Source organism: Wolbachia endosymbiont of Listronotus oregonensis (genome assembly GCF_031205055.1).
Lineage (GTDB): Bacteria > Pseudomonadota > Alphaproteobacteria > Rickettsiales > Anaplasmataceae > Wolbachia.
Genome location: NZ_CP102118.1, coordinates 1031865 through 1053176 on the forward strand (window position 1 = coordinate 1031865; position 21312 = coordinate 1053176).

Here is a 21312-nt window from a genome sequence, read left to right on the forward strand (position 1 = left end):
GTTAGTGGATATGTTGATAAGTAAATTAGTTTTATACGCACAAAACAGATGAAGTTTACTTATCAACATATCCACTAACTATAATCTGTGTACTGTTACACAATTGGAAGTATTTTTTGATTTTATGATGCAACTTGGGAAATTTTTATAATTTTTTTGTTGACTAACAAGACGGTATCTCCTGTCATCCGAGTAGCTGACACTGGGATCCAGAAAACTTAATTTTAACCAAGTGGCTGCATAATAAAGACTGGATCCCAGACTGGAATGACACCCTACTTAACCGTCATACCGCGATTCATTCGCGGTATCTCAGCCGCTAACAAGAGATCCCGCTAACACGTAGCGGGATGACGAATTACTATCTACACCGTCATACCGCCGCGGTATCTCTTAGCCGCTAACACGTAGCGGGATGACGAATTACTATCTACACCGTCATACCGCCGCGGTATCTCTTAGCCGCTAACACGTAGCGGGATACTTAACCGTCATACCGCGATTCATTCGCGGTATCTCAGCCGCTAACAAGAGATCCCGCTAACAAGCAGCGGGATGACGATTGTCGTTTAGCTACAAACGTTAAGAAATTTACTAAACGAAAAAAAAGGCAAAAGAAGCCCTGGTCATTGTCTATTTTCTGTATTGGCGTTTTTTTAAGTCTTAAACACTGCAATTTAGCTGCTTTTAAGTGCAACTCACCTTAGTTCAAATGTTTAAGAAATTTACTAAGCAGAAAAAAAGGCAAAAGAAATCCCGTGTTAGCTAGTTGTCACTCTCTAATCCTGCAAATTGGCGTACTATACTGTCTTAAACGACTTATAAGCGCGTTTCAGCTTGTGTGGGTAAAAACCCAGAAATGTTGTGAAGACATAAGGTGCACATAGTGCAAAAAATTAAAAATAAGACGCCAACTACGTTGTTTTTTTGCTGTTTAATCTGCACAGATGAAGATAACTGAATACCTTCAGTTTCATGATAAGGGGGCTGACGGAGTTTGTCAAGTAAGTTTTGCATTTCTGTGAGCTACCGCTCGTTCTGTTCGAACCTTTAATATAGTAATTCTACTATACCGCAAAACCAGCTATATTAGCCTATTTTTGTGATATTTAGGTGCGAACTAACGTACCTAGCTTTATTGCAAAAATTTCACACCTTTATTTGCACAACCCTATTTTTACACAACGCGTTCTCACGAATATACGTAGTTTTTTGTGATTTTTGGAGGAGTAAATAATTGAAAATTTTGTGGTGCTGAAGATAAGGTATGTTTCTGAAGCTACAGTGAACTAAAGCAATTGCTAATAATCTTATATAAAACACAAGGAAGTTTATAAATATTGACTTTCTCATTAAAATATGCAATAATTAAATTATATGTTGAAAGTTGAGGTAATTATGGATTATTTTGAGTTACGGAATTTAATGAAGCGAGTAGATGCTTCTTCTACTTTGAATAAAAACAATGTAATTGAAAAAGTGAAGGGTAGCCTGCAGGAAGGAAATCCTCTTTTGTACAAAAAGTGGGAAGAAAATGGTTTTAATATAGATTCTGCTATTTTTGGCGATCATGAAGATGATACATTATTGACTTCTGCTGTTGAATTTGGCTGTGTAAAAGTAGTAAATGCCTTAATGGAAAGAGGGGCAGATGTTAATGCAAGTTGTGGCAGATCAACTCCTTTATATGACGCCACTAGATTTGGTAACATAGAAATTATAAAAATTCTTATAAAAAATGGAGGGGTTCATAAAAGAGAGGCTAATGGCTATACTCCTTTGGGTTATGCTGTTCAAAGCAATCAAGTAGAAGTAGTTTCTGCTCTACTAGAAAATATAAGAGAAATTGATGTCAATGAGAGCTTTTATTATGAAGGGGTATCTACTCCTTTATCTTGTGCTATTCGTTCTCGTTACACAGAGTGTAGCAAAACTCTCATTAAGCACATTTTATTGTATGATCCTGAAGCAATAAAACCGCGCTATGTTGATGGTCATGGTGAGATGTCTGAGTTTTGGGATAATTGCCAAGATGAAGTAAAAAAAATGCAAAAAGAAAAGATCGATGGTAATATTACATTTTATAATATTTTGACAAGCAAGGATGACAACAAATTAGCGCGTTATATACGGAACAAAAATATAGTAGAAGTATTGGAAGAAAGTGACTACAAAAGTGAGTTTCCTATGTATGCTGGTGAAATAGAAAATCAATATCAGAAAGGAATCAAAAGAGAGAATTTATTGAATGAGGGTACAGTACGCATTCAAAACTCTGATATCGGAGGTAAATTGCCTGAAGAAATTTGTAGAAAAGTAGCTAAATATCTTAGCAATACTGACATACAGAAACTAAATGACAGTGCTTCAGCCTTCAGGAGACCTAGCTAAGAAAGAAAATATGATACATCTCCCAAGAAAAGGGAGGAAACATAACAGGTAAAGCAATAAAAACTGCTGTTATTCGTGGTGTTATAGCTGCATTGACAGTCGGTGTTGGGTTTGGTATTGCAAATGTCGGGTTATCAGCGTTAGTTATAGCTGGCATAGCTGCTGCACTGGTAGTTGGAATTGTTGCTTTTGGTATTACGTGTGCGGTATCAAGACCTAGTGACAAACTAAATGAAACCTACTCAAAGGCGGCATTTGCCCAACCAACTAGATTACCTTTCTTCTCTTGATAATAGATGGATTAGGGTTATAGGTAAATTAAAGCTTTTAAAAAAGTAATACAGTGAATATAATAAAATAAATGTATAAGTTGCACGTGAGAGTTTATGACTATTGACCATTACGGAGTATTAGCAATGAGTAAGGATGTTAATAAGGAAGCTATTTTCTATGGAGCAGTGGGAGCAACTTTCTGTTTATTCTGCTGAAGTGGCTCCATGCAGGTTTGCTGTAAAAACTTCAGCAGCTTTTGCACTCCTTTAAAGCATAATCCATCATATTCTTATAATAGTGATATTAAATATAGATGGTGGTTCTCAATTTTGTTGATCTATAGTAAAATCAGTTAAAACTCGCAGTTGTAAGGTCTGGTAGAGACTTATGACCTTGAAATCAGCGATTTGGTCTCATAACCATAGTCTCCCCAAAAGAACCTTACTATTACCCACAAATATAAAGTTCGTGAGCAAGTCTCCATCCTTCTGCTAAATCAAAGAGACGTTTCCATCCCTTCCATAAAGCTATAGGGCCTGGTTCTAAGTCATTTTTGCGAGCTAAAAACCCTCCTAATTTTGCTACCCACCTCACGATTTCTCTTATAGGTGGTGGGGTCTCAGGATAGTTTTTTGTCTTAAGCATTTTGGTATACAAAACCTTCCATTCATCATCAGTTAGTATGGTAGTGCAAGGAAGATTTGGATTTGTTCTAGCTACCAATGTGATAAAAAATATCCTCCATGCAATTATACTCATAATTGTAAGAAAGCGGATCAATCTATCTGCTGTTTGTAGCCTGCATTCTTCAACTTTAAGACCAGATTTCAAAATTTTATGAAAAACCTCTATTCTCCATCTTAAGCAATACCATTGTATTTTTTCTACTGCTTCTTCAAAATTATTAATATTTATATTTGTCAACAAAACCCAGTTCATAGGCTCTTCACCAAATGGTGGGTATTTTTCTATAACATAAACAGCATGTAAATTTAAATTAGGAAGTTTTTGGATTTTACGTCTAGCGTTATTTTTTGATGCATTCATCACAAAGTTACTAAACTTTACTTCTAAAACTGCTGTTCTTTGAGGTTTATCATTGCGAGCAGGAATATTCACTTGAATTTCTCCTTGACAAGACAGGCGATTCATCAAATCCCACAATCTTTCACCACCTTTTTCAGAATAAGTTGATTTCTTGTTTACTGTTCTGTTTTGATTTCCTCTTACTACAAAAAGAGATTGATTAGTGGAAGCAACTTCAAATAAATCATAAATATCTGCTTCTCTATCACAAACGGTAACTACCTTAACATCTTTTAATCCAGGATGTTTAGTAGAGTCTTTAAGTGATTCTATCCACCGTATGCTTTCTTTCTCTTCTATGGGAAGAGCGGTATTATGGCATCTTTTTTTCAACTCTTTTAGATCTTCAGCTAAGGGAGGTCTAGTACTAATTTTTTGACCCAATAACTCTATAGGTAATCCTTCTGTTGTAACTGCAAATGTTGTATGCGTCACTAATCCATGGGTTTTAAAATTAGTTGTTTCAGATTTTAACCTTGCTGCTATAATCCCTAATCCTTTGGTCTTTTTATGATTTTTATATGAAATATAACTCGTATCTTGGATAGCTAAAATAGTTGAATATTCTTTAGCTCTTTCAACAGTTTTAATTATATGACTGTATAATATCTTTCTTTCAGAAACGGCATCATTTTGGAAAAATCTATAAGCTGCTTTACTTTGATGCCAATCTTCACAAGCTTGATTTATTGAACGTTCAGGCGATTCAGCAAGACTATTAACTATTTTTAAAAGCCTCCTACTTAATCTTATATCACCAAAATCAACAATTCCAAATTCACTTTCTGCCCATTCACCAGTTGAGGTGCTTATATTTCCTTTCATAATATATTCCATTTTTAGACCATAGATCTATTTATAGTAGAAAGTTAAATTAGTAAAATAGCAGCTTTTCATCATTTATAGATTTATGGGTAATAGTAAGGGACTGGACGGGGCGTGATGTACGCAAATCCTAGCTTTTTCATAAGCCTTCGTGCTGTTGATTCACTTACCTTGATAGCAAACATTTTTTTTATTCTAGCCTGCAATTTTTTTGCTGTTAGATTTGCACCTTCTTTTACTATCAAATTTCTTATTTGTTCTTGCTGTTCACAGTTCAGCTTCGGTTTTACTCCACGTCCAGCTTGCACTGCAAAAGCTTTACTTCCACCATGTTTAAACTTTCTTATCCACCTCATCAATGTTTCCCTACTTATGTTATATATTTTTGAAACTTGAGAAATTCCATACTTTTTTCCTGAAATTATTGCTTGCAACCTTCTGCCTATTTCTCCTCTTATTCCGTATTTTTTTAATTCAGCTTTGCATGCAGCTACCATTTCCTCTGTTATTGCTTTTGTTGTCCTACTCATAACTCCTTCCTTATTATTAATTTCTAAGTAAAGTATATCATTTTTGCTATCTTGTTATTTATAATATTTGATATTAGAAGATGCTGTATCTGAGTTTATTTGCAATATTACCGAAAGTTTAATTAGAACCATTTGCTCTGTGAATTATTTACCATTTTATTTGTGATGGTTGGTATTAATACCTGTTTATTCAATATCTAGAGATTTACTATAACACTTTTTTAGGATTATTTTAAAATTCACTTACTTGTGTGTTCCACAGTATTTGATATAAACCATCTTTATCAAGAAGTTCTTTATGGTTACCATCTTCAACAATCTTGCCTCGATCAAATACTAAAATTCTGTCCATATTTAAAATTGTAGACAAGCGATGTGCTATTACTATTGTAGTTTTACCTTGCATTAATTCACATAGAGATCCTTGTATATAGTTTTCAGTAATAGAATCTAGCTGAGATGTTGCTTCATCTAGAATCAAAATAGGTGCATTTTTTAAAATAGCTCTTGCAATTATAATGCGTTGACGTTCCCCACCTGAAAGTTTTATACCTCTGTTTCCTACAAGTGAATCATAACCTTGAGGCAATTTTGAAATAAATTCATGACAACATGCCTTTTTTGCTGCTTCAATTACTTCTTCGTCATTTGCATTCATTTTTCCATAGCGAATGTTTTCCATGATTGTTCTGTGAAAAAGACATGGGTCTTGAGGAATCATGGCAATATTTTCATGTAAAGAATTTTGTGTTACATTACGGATATCTTGATTATCAATTAAAATTCTTCCTGATGTTACATCATAAAGCCGAAGGATCAGATTAACAAAGGTTGATTTACCACTACCTGAATAACCAACTAATCCTACTTTTTGACCAGCACTAATAGTAACTGATTTATTTTGGAATATCGACTCTGTACCTTTATAGTTAAAATAAACTTTATCAAAGCTAATTTCCCCTTTCATAACAACCAAATTTGGTGCATCTGGTTGATCTTGAATTTCAGAAATCAATAAAATTGTCTGTAAGCCATCAGTAACCTTTCCCCATAATATGATGAATTGTGAGAAATGTCTCGTCAAAACCCAAAGAAAGCTCACTATGGTACTATTGATTGCCATTACAAGAACGAAATCTCCTACTGTCATAGCACCTTCTTGTCTACCTCTGATTAAAAAATAGAAATTGAACCCTTGTACAATTACGTATGAGAATCCATAAACATAAAAAATCAAAAAATAAATCCAACCTGTCTTTTGTTCTACCAAACTAGCTTCTTCACGAGTAGTTTTTAAATACAACCTTTCAGTATTATTTCTTGAGAATAATCTCACAGATAAAATATTGAAAAATACGTCTACCATTTTACCCGTAATGATTGATTCGTATTCTGAACATTTAGTTGAAAGGTGTACTAACCTCTTTAAGAGAAGAGCAGACAAGATTATGAATGTTAGAGCCCAAGTTAACATTGTAATGGTAAAATTAGCATTCAACATCCATAGTGCATAAAAAGCAATACTAAGCGCTAGTATTTGATAAAGAAATACCCCTACTACAATTTGTATAATATGAGGGATACTATCTACTATTTGGTTTACTTTGCAAGCAAGACTACCTGGGAATTCATTCTGATAATAGGAATGACTTTTGCTAAGTAGCATTTTAAAAATAAAATCATTAACTTTTTTGTGCAGATTTGGAATCAGTCTAATATTAACAAGATAATCATATACTCTATGAATACATGCAATTAAAAATAATATTAGCATATAAAATATAGCTGTAGCTGTAACACTATGAAAAAGTTCTTTTGTATCTGGCGTAGAAACACGATCAATTATCATTTTTACCAGATAAGGACTCAAAGAAACATCAATTGCCCAGACTAATGCTATAACGCACATAAGAATAATTTCCCATTTAAATGGATAAAGCATTCTGATACTAAAACCCAGTACTTGCTTTTTTGTAATATTACCCATATTCTAGCCCAATATATGAGCTCCTTGTGGCATGACTTGGTTGTAAAACGAGTAATCTGGAATCTTTTCTGGGAGCATACCCGGCAACAACCACTCGCAATGACGTCCCACTTCTGTCTTAGCACCTGCTATACAGCCACTTCCCAACGTGCTGCCTCGTCCAATCTTGACCTCCAATCCAATCTGGACACCAGACAGTAATGTTGTGCAAGAACCCAGACTGCTTCCATTCTCAACAATAACCTGCTGATCCAGCCAGCTTCCCGTTCCTATGCTGCAGCGTCCAGCCAGATTGCATCCGGGTCCAATGTATACGTTACCTAGCAACCTTACACTGGTGCTAACAATGGCTCTAGATGAGACAATGTTAAATATTTGGTAACCGGCCAGACGAACTCTTGCTATCAGTTTGTAGCGTGCATAGTTAATGGCTCGCTCATCCAAAGCTACAAAGACCTCGGTTTCATCTGCGGTATAGTTTTCAAATAGAGGAGCTGTATCAAAGTTGTATTGATCAGAGGAGTTGAGTTCAAGCCTAACGCAGCCTAAACCACTGTTCTGAGCTGTTTCATATACTTGCTCTAGCATCCTTCCTGCACCGATGATTATTGAATGCCTCATTCTGCCTCTCTAACTACCTGGGATCGATACCATAGATGCTGCCATACCAAGTGTGCCTCGTAATCGCCATGAGTAAAATGCTGAGAGCGATTACTGATCCCCTCCTGCAAACGTTCGAGAACTATCGTGTCTTCGGCGATGACCATGCGTTCCTTCTTAATTAACATATTCAGTAAAGCAGTGAAATCTGTGCATTCATCCTTGCGACGCGCTGTCATCATCCACAGATGGTAGTCGGTTTCTCCTGGTGAAATTGGATCGTATTGCTGCAATAGGAAATACTCACCGAGTACACTACAGAAGTTGACGTTCGGGTAGATATACCAACTATAGTAGACATATTTATCCCCATAAACGTAACAGAGGTTAGCAAACCAGCTCTTGTTGAGATGTTGTAAAGGCGTCTGCGCGGAATAGCTGAGCGAACTCAGATCAGGAACTTTACCAAGCTGCAGCAGGCCAACCAATTTTGACGGTGCTTTTGGTTCGTGCTTAATCATTTTGATTGGTGAAGTTATGAATGGTAGGAGAGTTTTGGGATGAATAAATGGTACGTGATTGGAGTCTTGTACATTTTCCATATTTAGCTTCCAGTTGTAACGGACTCGATGACAGCTATAAATCAACCTAGAGTCTAGGTGGAATGAAACTTCTCTAAGATGTCTAGATAATCATCAGTAAACTGCTCACGTAGAGGAATTGGCTTTACTGCTAAGTTTACAAACAGCAATTGCCCCACTTCTTCGAGATGAAGTTTTTGTAGACAGATTTCACGCTGCTCCTCAGCTGTAAAGTTGTAGAGAGCAGAATTCGGTATAGCTCTTAGCTCACCTTCAGGACCGAAAGACCAGGCATGATATGGACAAACAAGAGGGCGCTGCCCTACGTATTCAGTCTGAATCGCTGACAGCCGGTGTGGACACTGATTAACGAAGGCTCTCACACCAGCTCTAGTACGCTGTACTAGGATAGGAATACCGGCCACCTTACGCGTGAAGAACTGGTTTCGACGGCGTACCATTGAGCTGAAGCCAACAAATATCCACAATTTACTGAAGATCCTGTCATTTTCTAGTAAGAAGGTACGCGGGCTAATGTAGTGCTCTGCATTAAGGGCATGACGCGTCATATATAAATCCTTATAAACTATTACCAAATCACCCAAGTAAAGGATATGTCTGTTCCATATCACTAATTAAGTTTATTTTAGGTATTAAATTTTATCGTTAGTTCCACTTAAAAGTTACTTGCCTAATCAGAAATACTTCATTCTCGCGTAATGTAATTTATTGTCAAATAAAAAGTTTTAAAATATCCTTATCAACTGATTTTTTATTGGTGACTTTGCTCAATTAGATACTTAACACTTCAAGAGCATCTGTGGTGTAAATAATTTTCTGGTCACGTCTGGATGTTACAAAAGCAACCAAACGGGCTATTAAAATGTCTTAAGACCCTAATTGTAATCTACAAACCTAGATTTCCTTTTAAAATCAATGCCTAGTACTATTGTATTTAGATTGGTATTTGACCACTACTAGAATAAAGAATTTGCTATCTTTATCAGCTGATTGTCAGGCCACCATCCATTACTAGTGTTGTTCCAGTAATCCAGAGACTAGCATCAGATAGCATGAAGATAGCAGCATTAGCGACATCATCTGGCTTGCCAAACCCAAGTGGATAATTGCTATCGTCGTACTTTCTGGATCCAACAACCACAGAAATGCGCTCAAGCATAGATGTTTCTACTAGAGCCGGAGATAGACAATTGACCCTAATCCTTCGTTTCACAACCTCCATGGCTAAACAACGAGATATTGCGATCAAAGCAGCCTTGGTACCAGAATAAGCACTGACCCCTGCTACACCGATGTGTGCAGCAATAGAGGAGATGAACAGAATCGATCCGCCAACATTGACCAGGTTTTTCTTCAGCAACGCCTGAGTCAACATTACAGGAGCCTCTACATTGATCGCCTGAACTTTGTAGAGATGTTCAGTGGTAATCATTCGCACCGGACACAGTTGTGAAATGCCTGCACTATGAACGAGGCCATCGATCTCCTTGTCAAGAGCGGCTACCAGTTCGGCACGTTGTTCTGTAACAGTCAGATCTGCTTGTATAGACATATGTGGCAGGTCTGAAATCAAGAATAACGCTTCCAAACTATGAGCGAGGCGATTCTGGTCGCGACCGGTAACTATCATCTCTGCTCCCATTCGAGCACAACTCTGGGCTATTGCTTTACCTAACCCTGAAGTGGCACCGGTAACCAATATGCGCTTTCCAAAAAGACTAAAAGGATTAAATACGTTTTTATCTTTCACTTGCTATTACTCCATGTTTTAGGATTCAATTAGGTCAGGAAATTTCGCTCCTTGAATATTTATCAAGCAGGTCCCCCACGATAGGCCTATACCGAAGCTGGAGAGGAGTACAAAATTATCTTTTTCCTCGAGCTTTTTGTTGATACAGACGGTCATGGTCAATGGTAATGAAGCACTGCTGGTATTGCCGAATTCGCGCAAAGAAGAAGGTACCTTTTCCTCAGATAGTTGAAGTTTTTTACGTATAGTTTCGTTAATCATGCGGTTGGCCTGGTGAAAGACGAAATAATCTACGTTTTTCTTAGTAGCACCGGCATAGTTGAGCAACTTCTCAACTGCTATAGGCACATTTTGCGTGGAAAAGGTAAGCACTGCTGCACCATCCAACTGCAAATCTACAGCGCGATGCCAACGCGTATCCTCACCCTTGCGGAAAGGAATCAAATGCTGGATATTGATCGGTTCACGGTGTCCTCCGACTGGCAGAATGATAGCCTTATAGCCGCTACCATCGCTGTTTAGGTCGAAGTACATAGGTGGAGCACTGTTGCAAAACTCCAGTGCCGTTGCAGTACCCGCATCAGAGAAAATAGGATCGTTCACGCTGGAACTACGGTCGCCAACTAGTAGTAGCCCTTTTTTCACGCCGCCTGCAGTGATCATTGAACCTAAAAGATTGATACCAAATGGATAGGCTGAGCAGCCTAGGTTAACGTCAAATGCTACTGTTGTTAGGGAAAGCCTCAGCCGATCTTGTAGTATAATCGCAGTTGCAGGAGCTAGGTAATCCGGGGATTGGGTAACAACGATCAGTGCATCGATCTCCTCGCGCTTCCATTCTAAGGTTTCAATTAGGAGGTTGGCAGCGTCAAAAGCAAGGTCAGAAAAACACTGCCAATTCGGTGCCATACGGCGAGTCTCGATGCCAATATTACGCACTAGACGCTCACGCTCAGAGCGCAGATGGGGCTCGCAATCTGTCAGATTAGAGACAATGTTCTTTGGAACACAAGTTGATACTCCAGCAAAACGTACTTTATTAAGAGTAGAAATAGGCATAATCAGGACATGAGCATCTGATAAAAGTCACCTACGGATTTTGCCTTATATAGATCATCACCGGTTATATTCTTGCCGTACTCTGTATCAAACATAACGATAACGCCAAGTGCAGCAAGCGAATCCCACTCTGGCAAATCATCAAGCAATGTATCCATGGTAACTTCTACAGGGTTTTGAAAATCTGTCACAGATAGAAAATTCTCAATGAATTTTTCCTTATTCATATTACTAAATTACTAAAAAATAGTTCACAGCAGATAATATCATAGTATTTTGAGGATTGATAGCATAAAGATATTTGATTTGCGTATGAGCAGAACTAGCTTTACAAAAAATAATAATGAAACGCAACTTTATTAATTGTAGAAACCCCAGTTACGGATTATCCAAGGCAATAAAACTTAGAAATAGAAGGCTTTTTTTGCTGCATGGAATATGAAATTAATGTTGAAAAAATATGTACCATAAAATTTATTGGCGACCTGTGCCGAGTATGCTCAATCTCAAACTTATTTTTCAAACAACCAAAAACTGTTTCAATAATCGACCTTTTTCTCAATAAAATCTTCTCTTTTAGTGAAATTAGTGCATTTTTCATACCTTTTTTCACTTTAGTGATGAGTTTTAGACCTCTATCAAAGAGTTTCTCAAAGAGCTCCTTCTTGATATAACCTTTATCTCCAAACAAAAGTCCTGTCAATTTTTTAGTCAAATTTGGTACAGGTTTTCTGTCATCAACGCTGCCTTTAGTTAGCGTAATACCTTGAATTTCGCATATTTCATTGATTACCAGATGCAATTTAAAACCAAAAAACCACCCATAGGTAGTCTTTCCTATATTTGCCAACTCTTTGAAAACTTTATTTTTTGAGATCCTTTTTGTGTGGCAAACAGCGATTGCAGTTGTATCAATATAGGAAATTTCAGTAATTTTCGCTTGCTTGCAGAACCACTGCAAAAGCATTGCTAAATACCATAAAACCCGCGATTTTAGAGCAACAAACCTATGATATGAAGGGAGTTTAGAAAACTCAGAACTGTACAATAATTTAAGATAATTCAAGTAAAAAAACTTGAAATTTTTGCACGGCGATTTGTGGTAAAGTAAGATTATAGTAAGTATTTCTGGTACAGTAATTTCAGGTATTCTTGTTGTTTTTTTGCTACTTGATAGAAGCCTTTCTGAAAACTTTTCATCAGCAACGCAACAAAAATCTTCTATAAAACAGTAAAATATCTTTTTTCATGGGTAACCTCTTAATTATTGCTAAAATACTTAAGTTTACCCTATTTCACTCTTTGTTACTTCTACTTTTATCTATTTTCTAATCCATAACTGGGGTTGTAAAGGAAAAATTACGTACAAAAATAAAGGCGTTAAATAAAGTTGCACGAGCTTCTAAATGAAAGAATTTGATTAAAGTTAATTACACTAATAAAAAAGGATTTTAACTCTACTTTGACTATAAACTTGCCTTAAAATTTTTTCAATTACCAAATGAATTGGTATTAATTTAATAACATATTTCACTAATAACCTAAATAATATAACCATTTCCAGCATTCAAAACCAAGGGCGGTGAGAAGTGTTTTTCTTGGGATGGCATGGTCTACCGCTAGATCCGTGCGAACTTTTCTATATAATAATTCTACTATATCGTAAAACCAGCTATATTAGCCTACTTTAGCCACATTTATATACGAATTAATTTGCCTAGCTTTGTTGCAATAATTTTACGTTTTTATTTTCACAACGCCGCTTTTGTTTAAATTGTTCTCACAAATATACGTACTTTTTTCGTGTTTTTGAAGAAAGTAAATAATGAAATTTTTTGTGACGCTAAAGTTAGGTGTTTCTTTCAAAGGTATTCTATCCACAAGAAGATATTGCCTTGTTGTGTTTTCCATCTGACAGTTTCACCCTCACACGTTTAAAAGACCATTATAAATAAGCCATAAACTGTATTAGTTGATTGGAGTTTGAGTGATATCTTTATAATTAAAGGCATTACACCCAATAGGATCATTTTCTTTTTTAGCACTATAGTAGTTTCTAATGCCATGGCTTAACTGCTTGGAATAATCAAAATTAAATGCTCCATCATCAAATGATTCTTCCTTTAGATTCCTAAACCAATGTTTTATTTCTTGTTCCTTTGCATGCTCTGGTGGTACTGATGAAGATTTCTCAGGATGTTGTGCTGTACTATGGCATGACAAACATGAAGATTTTTTATTATCTATTGGACCATTAAGTCTACCTAAATATCCTAAAGAACTTTTCATCACATCGGGATTTATCCAACATTCTAATAACCTTTTTCCGATTATATAATCTGCCGTAAAATAATTAGTGTCGTTACCCCAAGCAATACCCATTAACTTCATATTCAACCATGGATTTTTATTATTTATGGTACAATCATAAATAAACGTACCTGCAACCCATCCTGTTTCTTCTGATCTCTTATCTTTGACTAAAAAGTCAATTTGAAATAATCTCAGTTGCTTAAATACCTTTGGAGTTCCTTTTTCAGATTGATTAATATAGCTAGTCCAAGAGATACTGTTTTTAAGAGTTGGAATATCGTTCTGTGTTGCTTCTGTAAATACTAATTTTGCACTTACTGTACCATCTAAGAATTTACCTTTAGTAATATCAGGATTGTTTATATCTTGCCATACCCGTCCATATGTATAAGCTCCTCGCTCATTAACAATAGAAATTGCCCAATTCTGTAGCATAGATTTTTGATTGCTGTGTAATTCACCAGACTTAAAGGATCTTTCTCTTGTTAAACCATTAACAAATTCTCTACCAGTTATCCCATAATGCATCCATGGTGCATGATACCAATTAGCGACCTTATTACAATGTAAATCAAAATCACAGTTAATATTTCCGTCATATATGTATTTTAAAATTGTGTAAGCGTATTTTTGTGGTTCCTCTTTAAATGATATATATTCCCACGGGTTTTTTGCATTACTAATTTCAGTTGGGTAATCAGTCTTAATCCTAAAAACCTTACCATTATAACCTGAAGGTACTTTATCACATGAAGATATAACTGTTCTGTCAGCATATGTGAAACTACTATTTAGTATCAAAAGTGATAAGATTAATAAACTCCTAGTTTGTACTTTAAACCCTATATAATGTCTCTGATTTTTGCTGAGATTAAATCTTTTCATAGATATTGCCCTTCCACAAATTTCTTACGAACCGTCCTTTAAATTAACTATTCCTATAATAAAAGTAAACCAAAGATTTTGTTTATGTAAATTCAGCTTTGTTGCACAACCATTTATAGAGTAGATAGGTAAAAGAAATCCATGTAGCAAATTCAAAAGAAAGCGTACCAATGCCAGTGAAGTTTATTGAAGTAAAATGGGTATAGAAAGAAAAAAATATAAATTCTCTAAAAAATACTAAAGTTATAAAAATTATGCTTGCATTAGTTTTTTATGTGTATCATATAATGTCCTTATAGTTGTTAGAGAGGTAAATGCATCAATGATAGGTACTCAGGAATCTAAAAAGCTACACTTGGATAGTAAATATGAGTTAATAAAAGAATGTTTACAGCTGTCCCGTAGTGACGTTTTAACAGTTGGTACTCAAAGTTCATATGCAAGTAACTTAAATAATTTAGTACGTCTATTATTTGTTAAAGTATCTGATTTAACAGAAAATCAAAAGAAGTTAGATGAAGAATTATTAACTATTCTTAGCGACTGTCTATTTCTTCATCACTATTGCGATTACATTTACAGTGATATAGAAAGTTATTTTTGTTGTGAAGAAGATTATTTGCATCCTGACGAATATCGCTCTTATGAAGAAAAGTTAAAGCTTCATGATGCAAGCTTTGAAAGACTTGAGAAATTTTTACGAGATAATAAGAATAATCAAGATCTAAAAACTGTTCTTAACTTGAAAAGAGGAGAGTCTGGAACAACGATGTTTCATATGGTATCAGGTATAGGTGATGACGCATTAATGGGTTTACTCTTAAAAGCAGGGGCTAATCATAGTATAAGGGATAATAGAGGGAAGACACCCTTACATTATGCTGCTATTTGGTCTGATTGCATATCTTCTCTCATAAAAGCAGGAGTTGATCCTAACACACAGGATATTAAGGGGAAGACACCTTTGCATTATGCTGCTCATTCTGGTAATAGCAAAAATATAGATTTGCTCCTAGAAAACGGAGCTAAACGCGATATACTTGATAAACAAGGAAAAATCCCACTGCTAATTGCGGTTGATAATCGTAAAAACGATGGTGAACTGCACCTTATCACTGACAATCAATATCGGTTAACAAACGAGTTGCATGGGATAATTAAAGGACGTGGCGTTCGTAGTATTGATTGGTCAGATTACAATATTGAAGTTACTAAAAACCTGAAAGAGTTCTTAGACAAGCACAGAAATAATCAAGATCTAAAGGTGGCCTTAAATACTCGAAATCCACACGGACAGTCGGAAGTACTTAGACGTGCCAGAGATCATTTTGGTGATGGCAGCGAAATAGAAAACTTACTTTTAGAAGCAGGAGCAACTAACTATGAAAGGGATATATGTCATATTAAAGGATGTGGTAGTAGCGAAGGATGTTTGCACGAATCTAAGACTTTATGGAATAATTTAACACCATACCAACAGAAAATGCTAGGTAAATTCTTTGATATGGTGTCTCAAGTTCAAAATATGGGTAAACTAGAAGAAGTTGTAGATGAAGCCATAAAATTTGGGGTAAGGTTTAATTTCCCTCAACAAAAAATTTTGCAAGATGAGGCTACTGGGAAATATGTATTGGGGTATCATGTACTTAGATGTGGACCTGAATATAATTTAACAGCAGTTGTGTTAAAAGTCAATAGAAAAATTGATGTAGCTGTGAATAAGTACTTAAAATTTGTGTGGGCGTACTTATTCACAGCTATGCTATTGCTATATAGAAGCAGTTTTAGGGCTATACTCCTCAGTAAACAGTCTACCGTCTCTTACTAAAGAGTTAGCAAGGATAAGTAATTTTCTCATTGCAGCAGTAGAGGTAACTTTATATGGTTTTTTATATTGATTGTATAGCCTATCAAAGAAGATTTTTATATAAGAATTGTACCTTTGCGCACTAAGAATGCACATATGTAAAACCTTTCTAATTTGTGATCTACCACCCTGAATACACCTTTTTCCCTTACTAAAACCACTATCTCGATTAAAAGGTGCAACTCCGGAAAGGCTGGATATTTCTTTATGTTGGAGAGTTCCAAGCTCGGGTAGATAACAAATAAAAGTAATAGCTGTTATTGCACCTACACCAGGTATACTAGTTATTGACATATACTTTTTTTTAAGCTCTTGATTTTTATCGACTAATTCCATTATCTCATCTTCTAAGACTTGAATTTGATTTTGTAAAACTGCAAGTAGCTCTTCCATTTGTTTGATTATAGATAAATCGGTTACTTGATGAGCTTGGGTTTTTTGTATTTTTGCTATTTCTACTAGTTGATTCCTGCGAGATAATTTTTGCTTCAAACAGTCAATACTACTAACTTTTAAAGGAGTGACACGCATGTCTGTATTACTAACATAACGTGAGATGATGCTACAGTCTATTTTATCAGTTTTAGTAGCAATACCAAGGCTTTTTGCATAGTCTCTTACCCATCTTGGTTGAATGACATATACTTCAAAACCATGTCTTAATAAAGTATAAGCACATAATTTTTCGTATCCACCCGTTGCTTCAAGTCCAACTTTGGTTACGTTATGTAAACGCAAAAAGTCAAGTATTTGATCAATAGCTTGAACGTTATTTTCAAATACTTTATGATGTCCAAGTGGATGAATATGGATATCTAGTTTATTTTTGCTAATATCAATGCCAGTAATAATATTTGATAAATTCATAATCCCTCCATAAATAATGTGTATACTGCATTTTCCACCCTTATATACGAGCCTAAAAGCTCAACCAGTTGTTCGGAACTTTCAGTATAATAAACCAGAGAGGAGAACCTTGCTGCAAAACGGTCCTTATGACCAAGAATATGTACGGTTCCTCCTCTCTGCGTGTCTTTATACCGCTATTTCGTAACATTTATAAAGACTTGTTTTTAACATATAAGAGCGCCGGACAGATAAAACCTGTCAAACCAAAAAGAAACTTCCTAGCTGAGTGTATGGCAAATTTTATGTATAATTTTGTAGAGAAGAGCTTTTTGCAGTTATAGCCGAACTGTGCAATGGTGCCTTAAGTGCCCGTAGGACAGCGTGGCTTTGGAGGAACGGTCGAACCACTGATGGAGCCTTTTGGGCTACCTCGATTAGAAGAATGTATAACTCAATCGTCCCAAGCTTAAGCACTTCTCAATTATGGATTATTATATAATGGAGATTAAAAATGGCAAAGTTCAAAAGTAAATTAGAGATAACGAATCCTAATGCAGCAGGAATCGATGTTGGCTCGGCTGTACATTATGTATGTGTACCCGAAGGAAGCGATGAACAACGTATACAAAAATTTAGCTGCTTTACGGAAGATCTCTACAACATAGCAAAATGGTTGAAAAAATGTAAAGTTAATACAGTAGCCATGGAGTCAACAGGAGTGTACTGGATTCCTTTGTTTCAAGTACTTGAATCACACGGATTTGAAGTAAAACTGGTAAACGCAAAACATGTTAAAAATGTACCTGGGAGAAAATCAGATGTGCAAGATTGTCAATGGATTCAACAACTACACAGTTACGGGTTACTCCAAGGGTCATTTAGGCCAGATGATCAAATGTGTGTATTGCGTAGTTATGTTCGGCAACGTAAAAATTTAATTGAAAATGCTTCTACACATACTTTGCGTATGCAAAAAGCGCTAACACAAATGAATATTCAACTACATAAAGTTATAAGCGATACAACTGGTGTAACTGGAATGCAAATTATTAAAGCAATAATAGATGGTGAGAATAATCCTGAAAAATTGGCTGAACTAAGAGATGGACGAATAAAAAGTGATAAATCTGTTATTGCAAAAGCATTAGCAGGAAACTATAGAAAAGAACACCTATTTACATTAAAGCAAGAATTTGAGCTATATAATATTTATCAGGAAAAAGTAGCAGAATGTGACAGGAGCATTGAAGAATATTATAAAACATTTGAGACAAAGTCTGATGAGAGTAAAAAGTTAGGTGAAGAGAAAAATAAGCACAGAAAAAGTAAACCAAACTTTGCTTTGCATGAAGAATTATATCGAGTAACTGGTATAGATTTTACCAAAATTCCTGGATTGGATATACTAACTGTACAAACTATCATTTCGGAAGTTGGTATTAACTATAATAAATGGCGATCAGAAAAGCATTTTACTTCGTGGTTGGGGCTAAGCCCTGCTAATAAAATTACAGGGGAAAAAGTGTTTAGCACAAGAACACGTAAAGTCATTAATCGTGCCGCGAATGCATTTCGAATGGCTGCTCACTGTGTATCAAGAAGCAATAGCGGAATAGGTGCATATTGTAGAAGGTTAAAAAAACGACTAGGTGCACCAAAAGCGATTACTGCTACGGCAAGGAAATTAGCATGTATCTTTTATAGTATGTTGAAGTATGGACAAGAATATGTAGAAAGAGGAATAGATTATTATGAAACACGTTACAAAGAGAAAGTTGTAAAAAATTTAATCAAAAAGGCACAGGAATTCGGTTATATCTTAGTTCAACAGGAATAACTAATGGGAAGTTTCTTAGAAGCAAGGTAGAAGTTGCCAAAGTACTGAAAGCAAACAGAGAGTTAGGAAGTAATATTTTAAAAATTGGCAATAATGCAGTTGAAGTTAAAAGTGAGAAGGGAGGTATAAGAAACTATACTGATATGTCAGATGGAAGCTCTATTGTATTAGAATTTCCTACGAGCATTGGTAAGCTAAATATTGTATTGTACCAGGATGTAAAAAACTACGATCAAATACAAGTAAAAGTAGCAGATAAGGAACTGTGGGCTAAATTACAACAAAGAGGAGAAGAAATTGGAAAAAATTGCCTTTTTGGGGGAGTGAAACTTCAAGAAGCAGTAGAGAAAGGTAATTTCACTAGATGTGGCATATGGAGTGAAAAATATGCTATAAAAGAGATTAGCAATGATGAAGTACTCTCTCCACCTTCGTGGGTAAATAGAATATATGGAGGTAGTAAAGAAACCTTTCGGAAAATTTAGTTCATTTATTTTAAGGTTCCAGAGTTTATTGGAGCCTTAACAAAATTGAGCTATAGTAGAAAATATTATATGTGCGGTTCTTTTCGTGAAAGGAAATCTAGACTATGAGGTAGGACAAAAAGTAAAAAATTGGAGGTTAGAGCGAGGTTATACTCAGAAGGACTTAGCAGAGAAAATTGGTGTAAAGTACTGGGTAATACTGCAATATGAGAAAGGGAACCGTAGAATTTCGATCGAAAGGTTGTATGCTATAGCTGAGGCACTATCAATCAGTATTACCGATCTTATTCCTGTATCAAAAAGCTGTCTTGAAGATGAGGGAGAAGAAATACTAAATCTAGTAAGAAGATATAAAAAGATTAACGATCAGGAGTTACGTAGAATGTTTTGTTTGCTAACCAAATTTGTCCAAGTTAGTGAGAAAAGTAGTAGAAAATCGGAAAAAATAAAAATTGCAAAGGGTTTGGTTGAAGCAGGAGTTTCTGTTGATATTGTTGCAAAAACAATTGGCCTTTCTGCTGATGAATGTGTTGAAGAAAAAACAGGTTCTATCTACTACAAAATAGGAAAGAAGATAAAAGAATGGAGGCTAGTGAGAGAGTATACTCAAAAAGATTTAGGAGAGAAAATGAGTACAACACGTCACGAAATAAGCAACTATGAACAAGGAAGGACTTCTATTCCACTTGATAAATTATATGGAATAGCAAAGGTGTTATCAATTAACATTATGGACCTACTTGAACTAACAGGAGATAAGATAGAAAATGAGCTGCCTGATTTGATTAAAGAATACAAAGAAATTGAGAGCCAAGAACTACGTAGTGCATTAAGAGAGTTTCTATTTGAAGGTATAAGGATTTGTGAAGAAAAAGTGAGAAAAGCGGAAAGGATTAAAGTTGCAAGAGATCTAGTAAAAGGGGGAATTTCTATTGATATTATTTTGCAAATAGTCGGCTTATCTGCTGATCAAATTGCATGAAAATTTGTTTCTAAGTAAGGTATATATGTTTGTTTCTGTAAGAGATATTAGTTCTATAAGCTACAAAATAGGACAAAAAATAGAAAATAGCAGATTAATGCGAGGTCACACTCAAATAGGATTAGCAAGTAAAATAGGTTTAACATACCAAAAGGTGAACAGCTATGAACAGGGATATACTGCTATTCCAATTAAAGTATTATATACAATAGCAGAAGAACTATCGGTTAATACTATAGATCTGCTACCTGAATCAGTAGTAGTAAGAGAGTATAAAGATGAAGACGAAGAAATACTCTATCTAACGAAAATATACGAGGATCAAAAGTTAGGCAAAATAGTACCTTCATTAGTCAGGTTTGTTCATATTAGCGAGAAAATTAATCAAGAAGAAGCAAAGTTGGAAATAGCAAAAAATCTAGTAAAAGAAGGAGTTTCAGTTGACATAATTTCCCAGGCAACCGGCTTATCTATTTACGAGTATGATAATACAGAGAGAGAAATCTGCACTGATTCTATATATTACAAAATAGGGCAAAGAATAAGAGAATGGAGATTGATAAAAAGGTATACTCAGGAAGATTTAGCAAACAAAGTTGGTGTAACACTCAAGGAAATACACGAATATGAAAAAGGATATACTGCCATATCATTTGATAAATTATATGAAATAGCAGGGGAATTATCAGTGAATATTAAAGTTCTGCTACCTAAAACAAATGAAGATAGTGAACTACTCAATTTACTAAGAAAAACTGAAGAGCAGGAATTAGTGAAGAAATTTTTATCTAGGGATATGAAGGATAGTAAAGAAAAGGTTAAAAAAATAGAAAAAATCAAAGTTGCGAAAAATCTAGCAAAGGAAGGTGTTGCAATTGATATTATTGTGCGAGCAAGTGGCCTAACTGCTGATGAGTTGGGTGATTGTGAAAATTAAATTGTGTTAAAGACAGTTAATAGTGTTAAATAACATATTAAGATATAAGTAAAA

General features: G+C 35.3%; 18 protein-coding genes and 1 pseudogene. 6 read left to right on the forward strand and 13 right to left on the reverse strand.

What is annotated here, in order from left to right:
* Positions 1 to 1398 precede the first annotated feature (1398 nt).
* The gene (locus tag NMD99_RS05200; protein ID WP_309165738.1) at positions 1399 to 2391 is read left to right on the forward strand and encodes an ankyrin repeat domain-containing protein; all 993 of its coding nucleotides are present in this window, start codon (positions 1399 to 1401) and stop codon (positions 2389 to 2391) included.
* On the opposite strand, the gene NMD99_RS05205 is transcribed toward NMD99_RS05200, so the two are convergent.
* The 12 genes from NMD99_RS05205 to NMD99_RS05260 form a co-directional block, all read right to left on the reverse strand.
* Complete coding sequence (locus NMD99_RS05205) at positions 2384 to 2617, reverse strand: hypothetical protein (RefSeq protein WP_309165739.1); 234 nt, start codon at positions 2615 to 2617, stop codon at positions 2384 to 2386. The two genes, NMD99_RS05200 and NMD99_RS05205, sit on opposite strands and share 8 nt — an antisense overlap.
* A gap of 494 nt (positions 2618 to 3111) precedes the next feature.
* Positions 3112 to 4578 carry an IS4 family transposase gene (locus NMD99_RS05210; RefSeq protein ID WP_309166915.1) on the reverse strand — a complete coding sequence of 489 codons (1467 nt, stop codon included), beginning with the start codon at positions 4576 to 4578 and terminating at the stop codon, positions 3112 to 3114.
* A gap of 80 nt (positions 4579 to 4658) precedes the next feature.
* Positions 4659 to 5105: a helix-turn-helix domain-containing protein gene (locus NMD99_RS05215; RefSeq protein WP_309165740.1), complete on the reverse strand. Its 447-nt coding sequence runs from the start codon at positions 5103 to 5105 to the stop codon at positions 4659 to 4661.
* Positions 5106 to 5337: 232 nt separating this feature from the next.
* On the reverse strand, positions 5338 to 7092 hold the full coding sequence (locus tag NMD99_RS05220; protein ID WP_309165741.1) for an ABC transporter ATP-binding protein: 1755 nt from the start codon (positions 7090 to 7092) through the stop codon (positions 5338 to 5340).
* A gap of 3 nt (positions 7093 to 7095) precedes the next feature.
* A complete protein-coding gene (locus NMD99_RS05225; protein ID WP_265032432.1) occupies positions 7096 to 7680 on the reverse strand; it encodes an LbetaH domain-containing protein in 585 nt (194 codons plus the stop codon).
* 29 nt (positions 7681 to 7709) lie between these two features.
* Entirely contained in the window at positions 7710 to 8294 is a 585-nt protein-coding gene (locus NMD99_RS05230; RefSeq protein ID WP_309165743.1) for an RHO alpha subunit C-terminal catalytic domain-containing protein, read from the reverse strand.
* 53 nt (positions 8295 to 8347) lie between these two features.
* The gene (locus tag NMD99_RS05235; protein ID WP_309165744.1) at positions 8348 to 8842 is read right to left on the reverse strand and encodes an aromatic ring-hydroxylating oxygenase subunit alpha; all 495 of its coding nucleotides are present in this window, start codon (positions 8840 to 8842) and stop codon (positions 8348 to 8350) included.
* A 434-nt stretch (positions 8843 to 9276) separates the two neighbouring features.
* Positions 9277 to 10044 (reverse strand): SDR family NAD(P)-dependent oxidoreductase, encoded by a 768-nt coding sequence (locus NMD99_RS05240; RefSeq protein WP_265042176.1) that lies wholly within the window; start codon positions 10042 to 10044, stop codon positions 9277 to 9279.
* Between the two features lie 18 nt (positions 10045 to 10062).
* Positions 10063 to 11103, reverse strand: a complete 1041-nt coding sequence (locus NMD99_RS05245; RefSeq protein WP_309165747.1) for a ketoacyl-ACP synthase III — start codon at positions 11101 to 11103, stop codon at positions 10063 to 10065.
* A gap of 2 nt (positions 11104 to 11105) precedes the next feature.
* On the reverse strand, positions 11106 to 11330 hold the full coding sequence (locus tag NMD99_RS05250; RefSeq protein WP_265042174.1) for an acyl carrier protein: 225 nt from the start codon (positions 11328 to 11330) through the stop codon (positions 11106 to 11108).
* Between the two features lie 158 nt (positions 11331 to 11488).
* Positions 11489 to 12343 carry an IS982 family transposase gene (locus NMD99_RS05255; protein ID WP_373457556.1) on the reverse strand — a complete coding sequence of 285 codons (855 nt, stop codon included), beginning with the start codon at positions 12341 to 12343 and terminating at the stop codon, positions 11489 to 11491.
* Positions 12344 to 13071: 728 nt separating this feature from the next.
* On the reverse strand, positions 13072 to 14301 hold the full coding sequence (locus NMD99_RS05260; RefSeq protein ID WP_265017582.1) for a hypothetical protein: 1230 nt from the start codon (positions 14299 to 14301) through the stop codon (positions 13072 to 13074).
* Positions 14302 to 14623: 322 nt separating this feature from the next.
* Here NMD99_RS05260 and NMD99_RS05265 point away from each other — a divergent pair, with 322 nt between their 5' ends.
* Complete coding sequence (locus NMD99_RS05265; RefSeq protein WP_309165748.1) at positions 14624 to 16129, forward strand: ankyrin repeat domain-containing protein; 1506 nt, start codon at positions 14624 to 14626, stop codon at positions 16127 to 16129.
* On the opposite strand, the gene NMD99_RS05270 is transcribed toward NMD99_RS05265, so the two are convergent.
* Complete coding sequence (locus NMD99_RS05270; RefSeq protein WP_309165561.1) at positions 16070 to 17035, reverse strand: IS110 family RNA-guided transposase; 966 nt, start codon at positions 17033 to 17035, stop codon at positions 16070 to 16072. The genes NMD99_RS05265 and NMD99_RS05270 overlap by 60 nt on opposite strands.
* A 493-nt stretch (positions 17036 to 17528) precedes the next feature.
* On the opposite strand from NMD99_RS05270, the gene NMD99_RS05275 reads away from it, so the two are divergent.
* The 4 genes and pseudogenes from NMD99_RS05275 (at position 17529) to wmk (NMD99_RS05290) (ending at position 21258) form a co-directional block, all read left to right on the forward strand.
* Complete coding sequence (locus NMD99_RS05275; RefSeq protein ID WP_309165749.1) at positions 17529 to 18854, forward strand: IS110 family RNA-guided transposase; 1326 nt, start codon at positions 17529 to 17531, stop codon at positions 18852 to 18854.
* Between the two features lie 20 nt (positions 18855 to 18874).
* Positions 18875 to 19339, forward strand: a pseudogene (locus NMD99_RS05280) (hypothetical protein); the annotation flags it as partial.
* A gap of 85 nt (positions 19340 to 19424) precedes the next feature.
* Complete coding sequence (gene wmk / locus NMD99_RS05285; protein WP_264735346.1) at positions 19425 to 20321, forward strand: WO male-killing family protein Wmk; 897 nt, start codon at positions 19425 to 19427, stop codon at positions 20319 to 20321.
* 25 nt (positions 20322 to 20346) lie between these two features.
* Positions 20347 to 21258 carry a WO male-killing family protein Wmk gene (wmk, locus tag NMD99_RS05290; RefSeq protein WP_264735347.1) on the forward strand — a complete coding sequence of 304 codons (912 nt, stop codon included), beginning with the start codon at positions 20347 to 20349 and terminating at the stop codon, positions 21256 to 21258.
* The last annotated feature ends 54 nt before the right edge of the window (positions 21259 to 21312 follow it).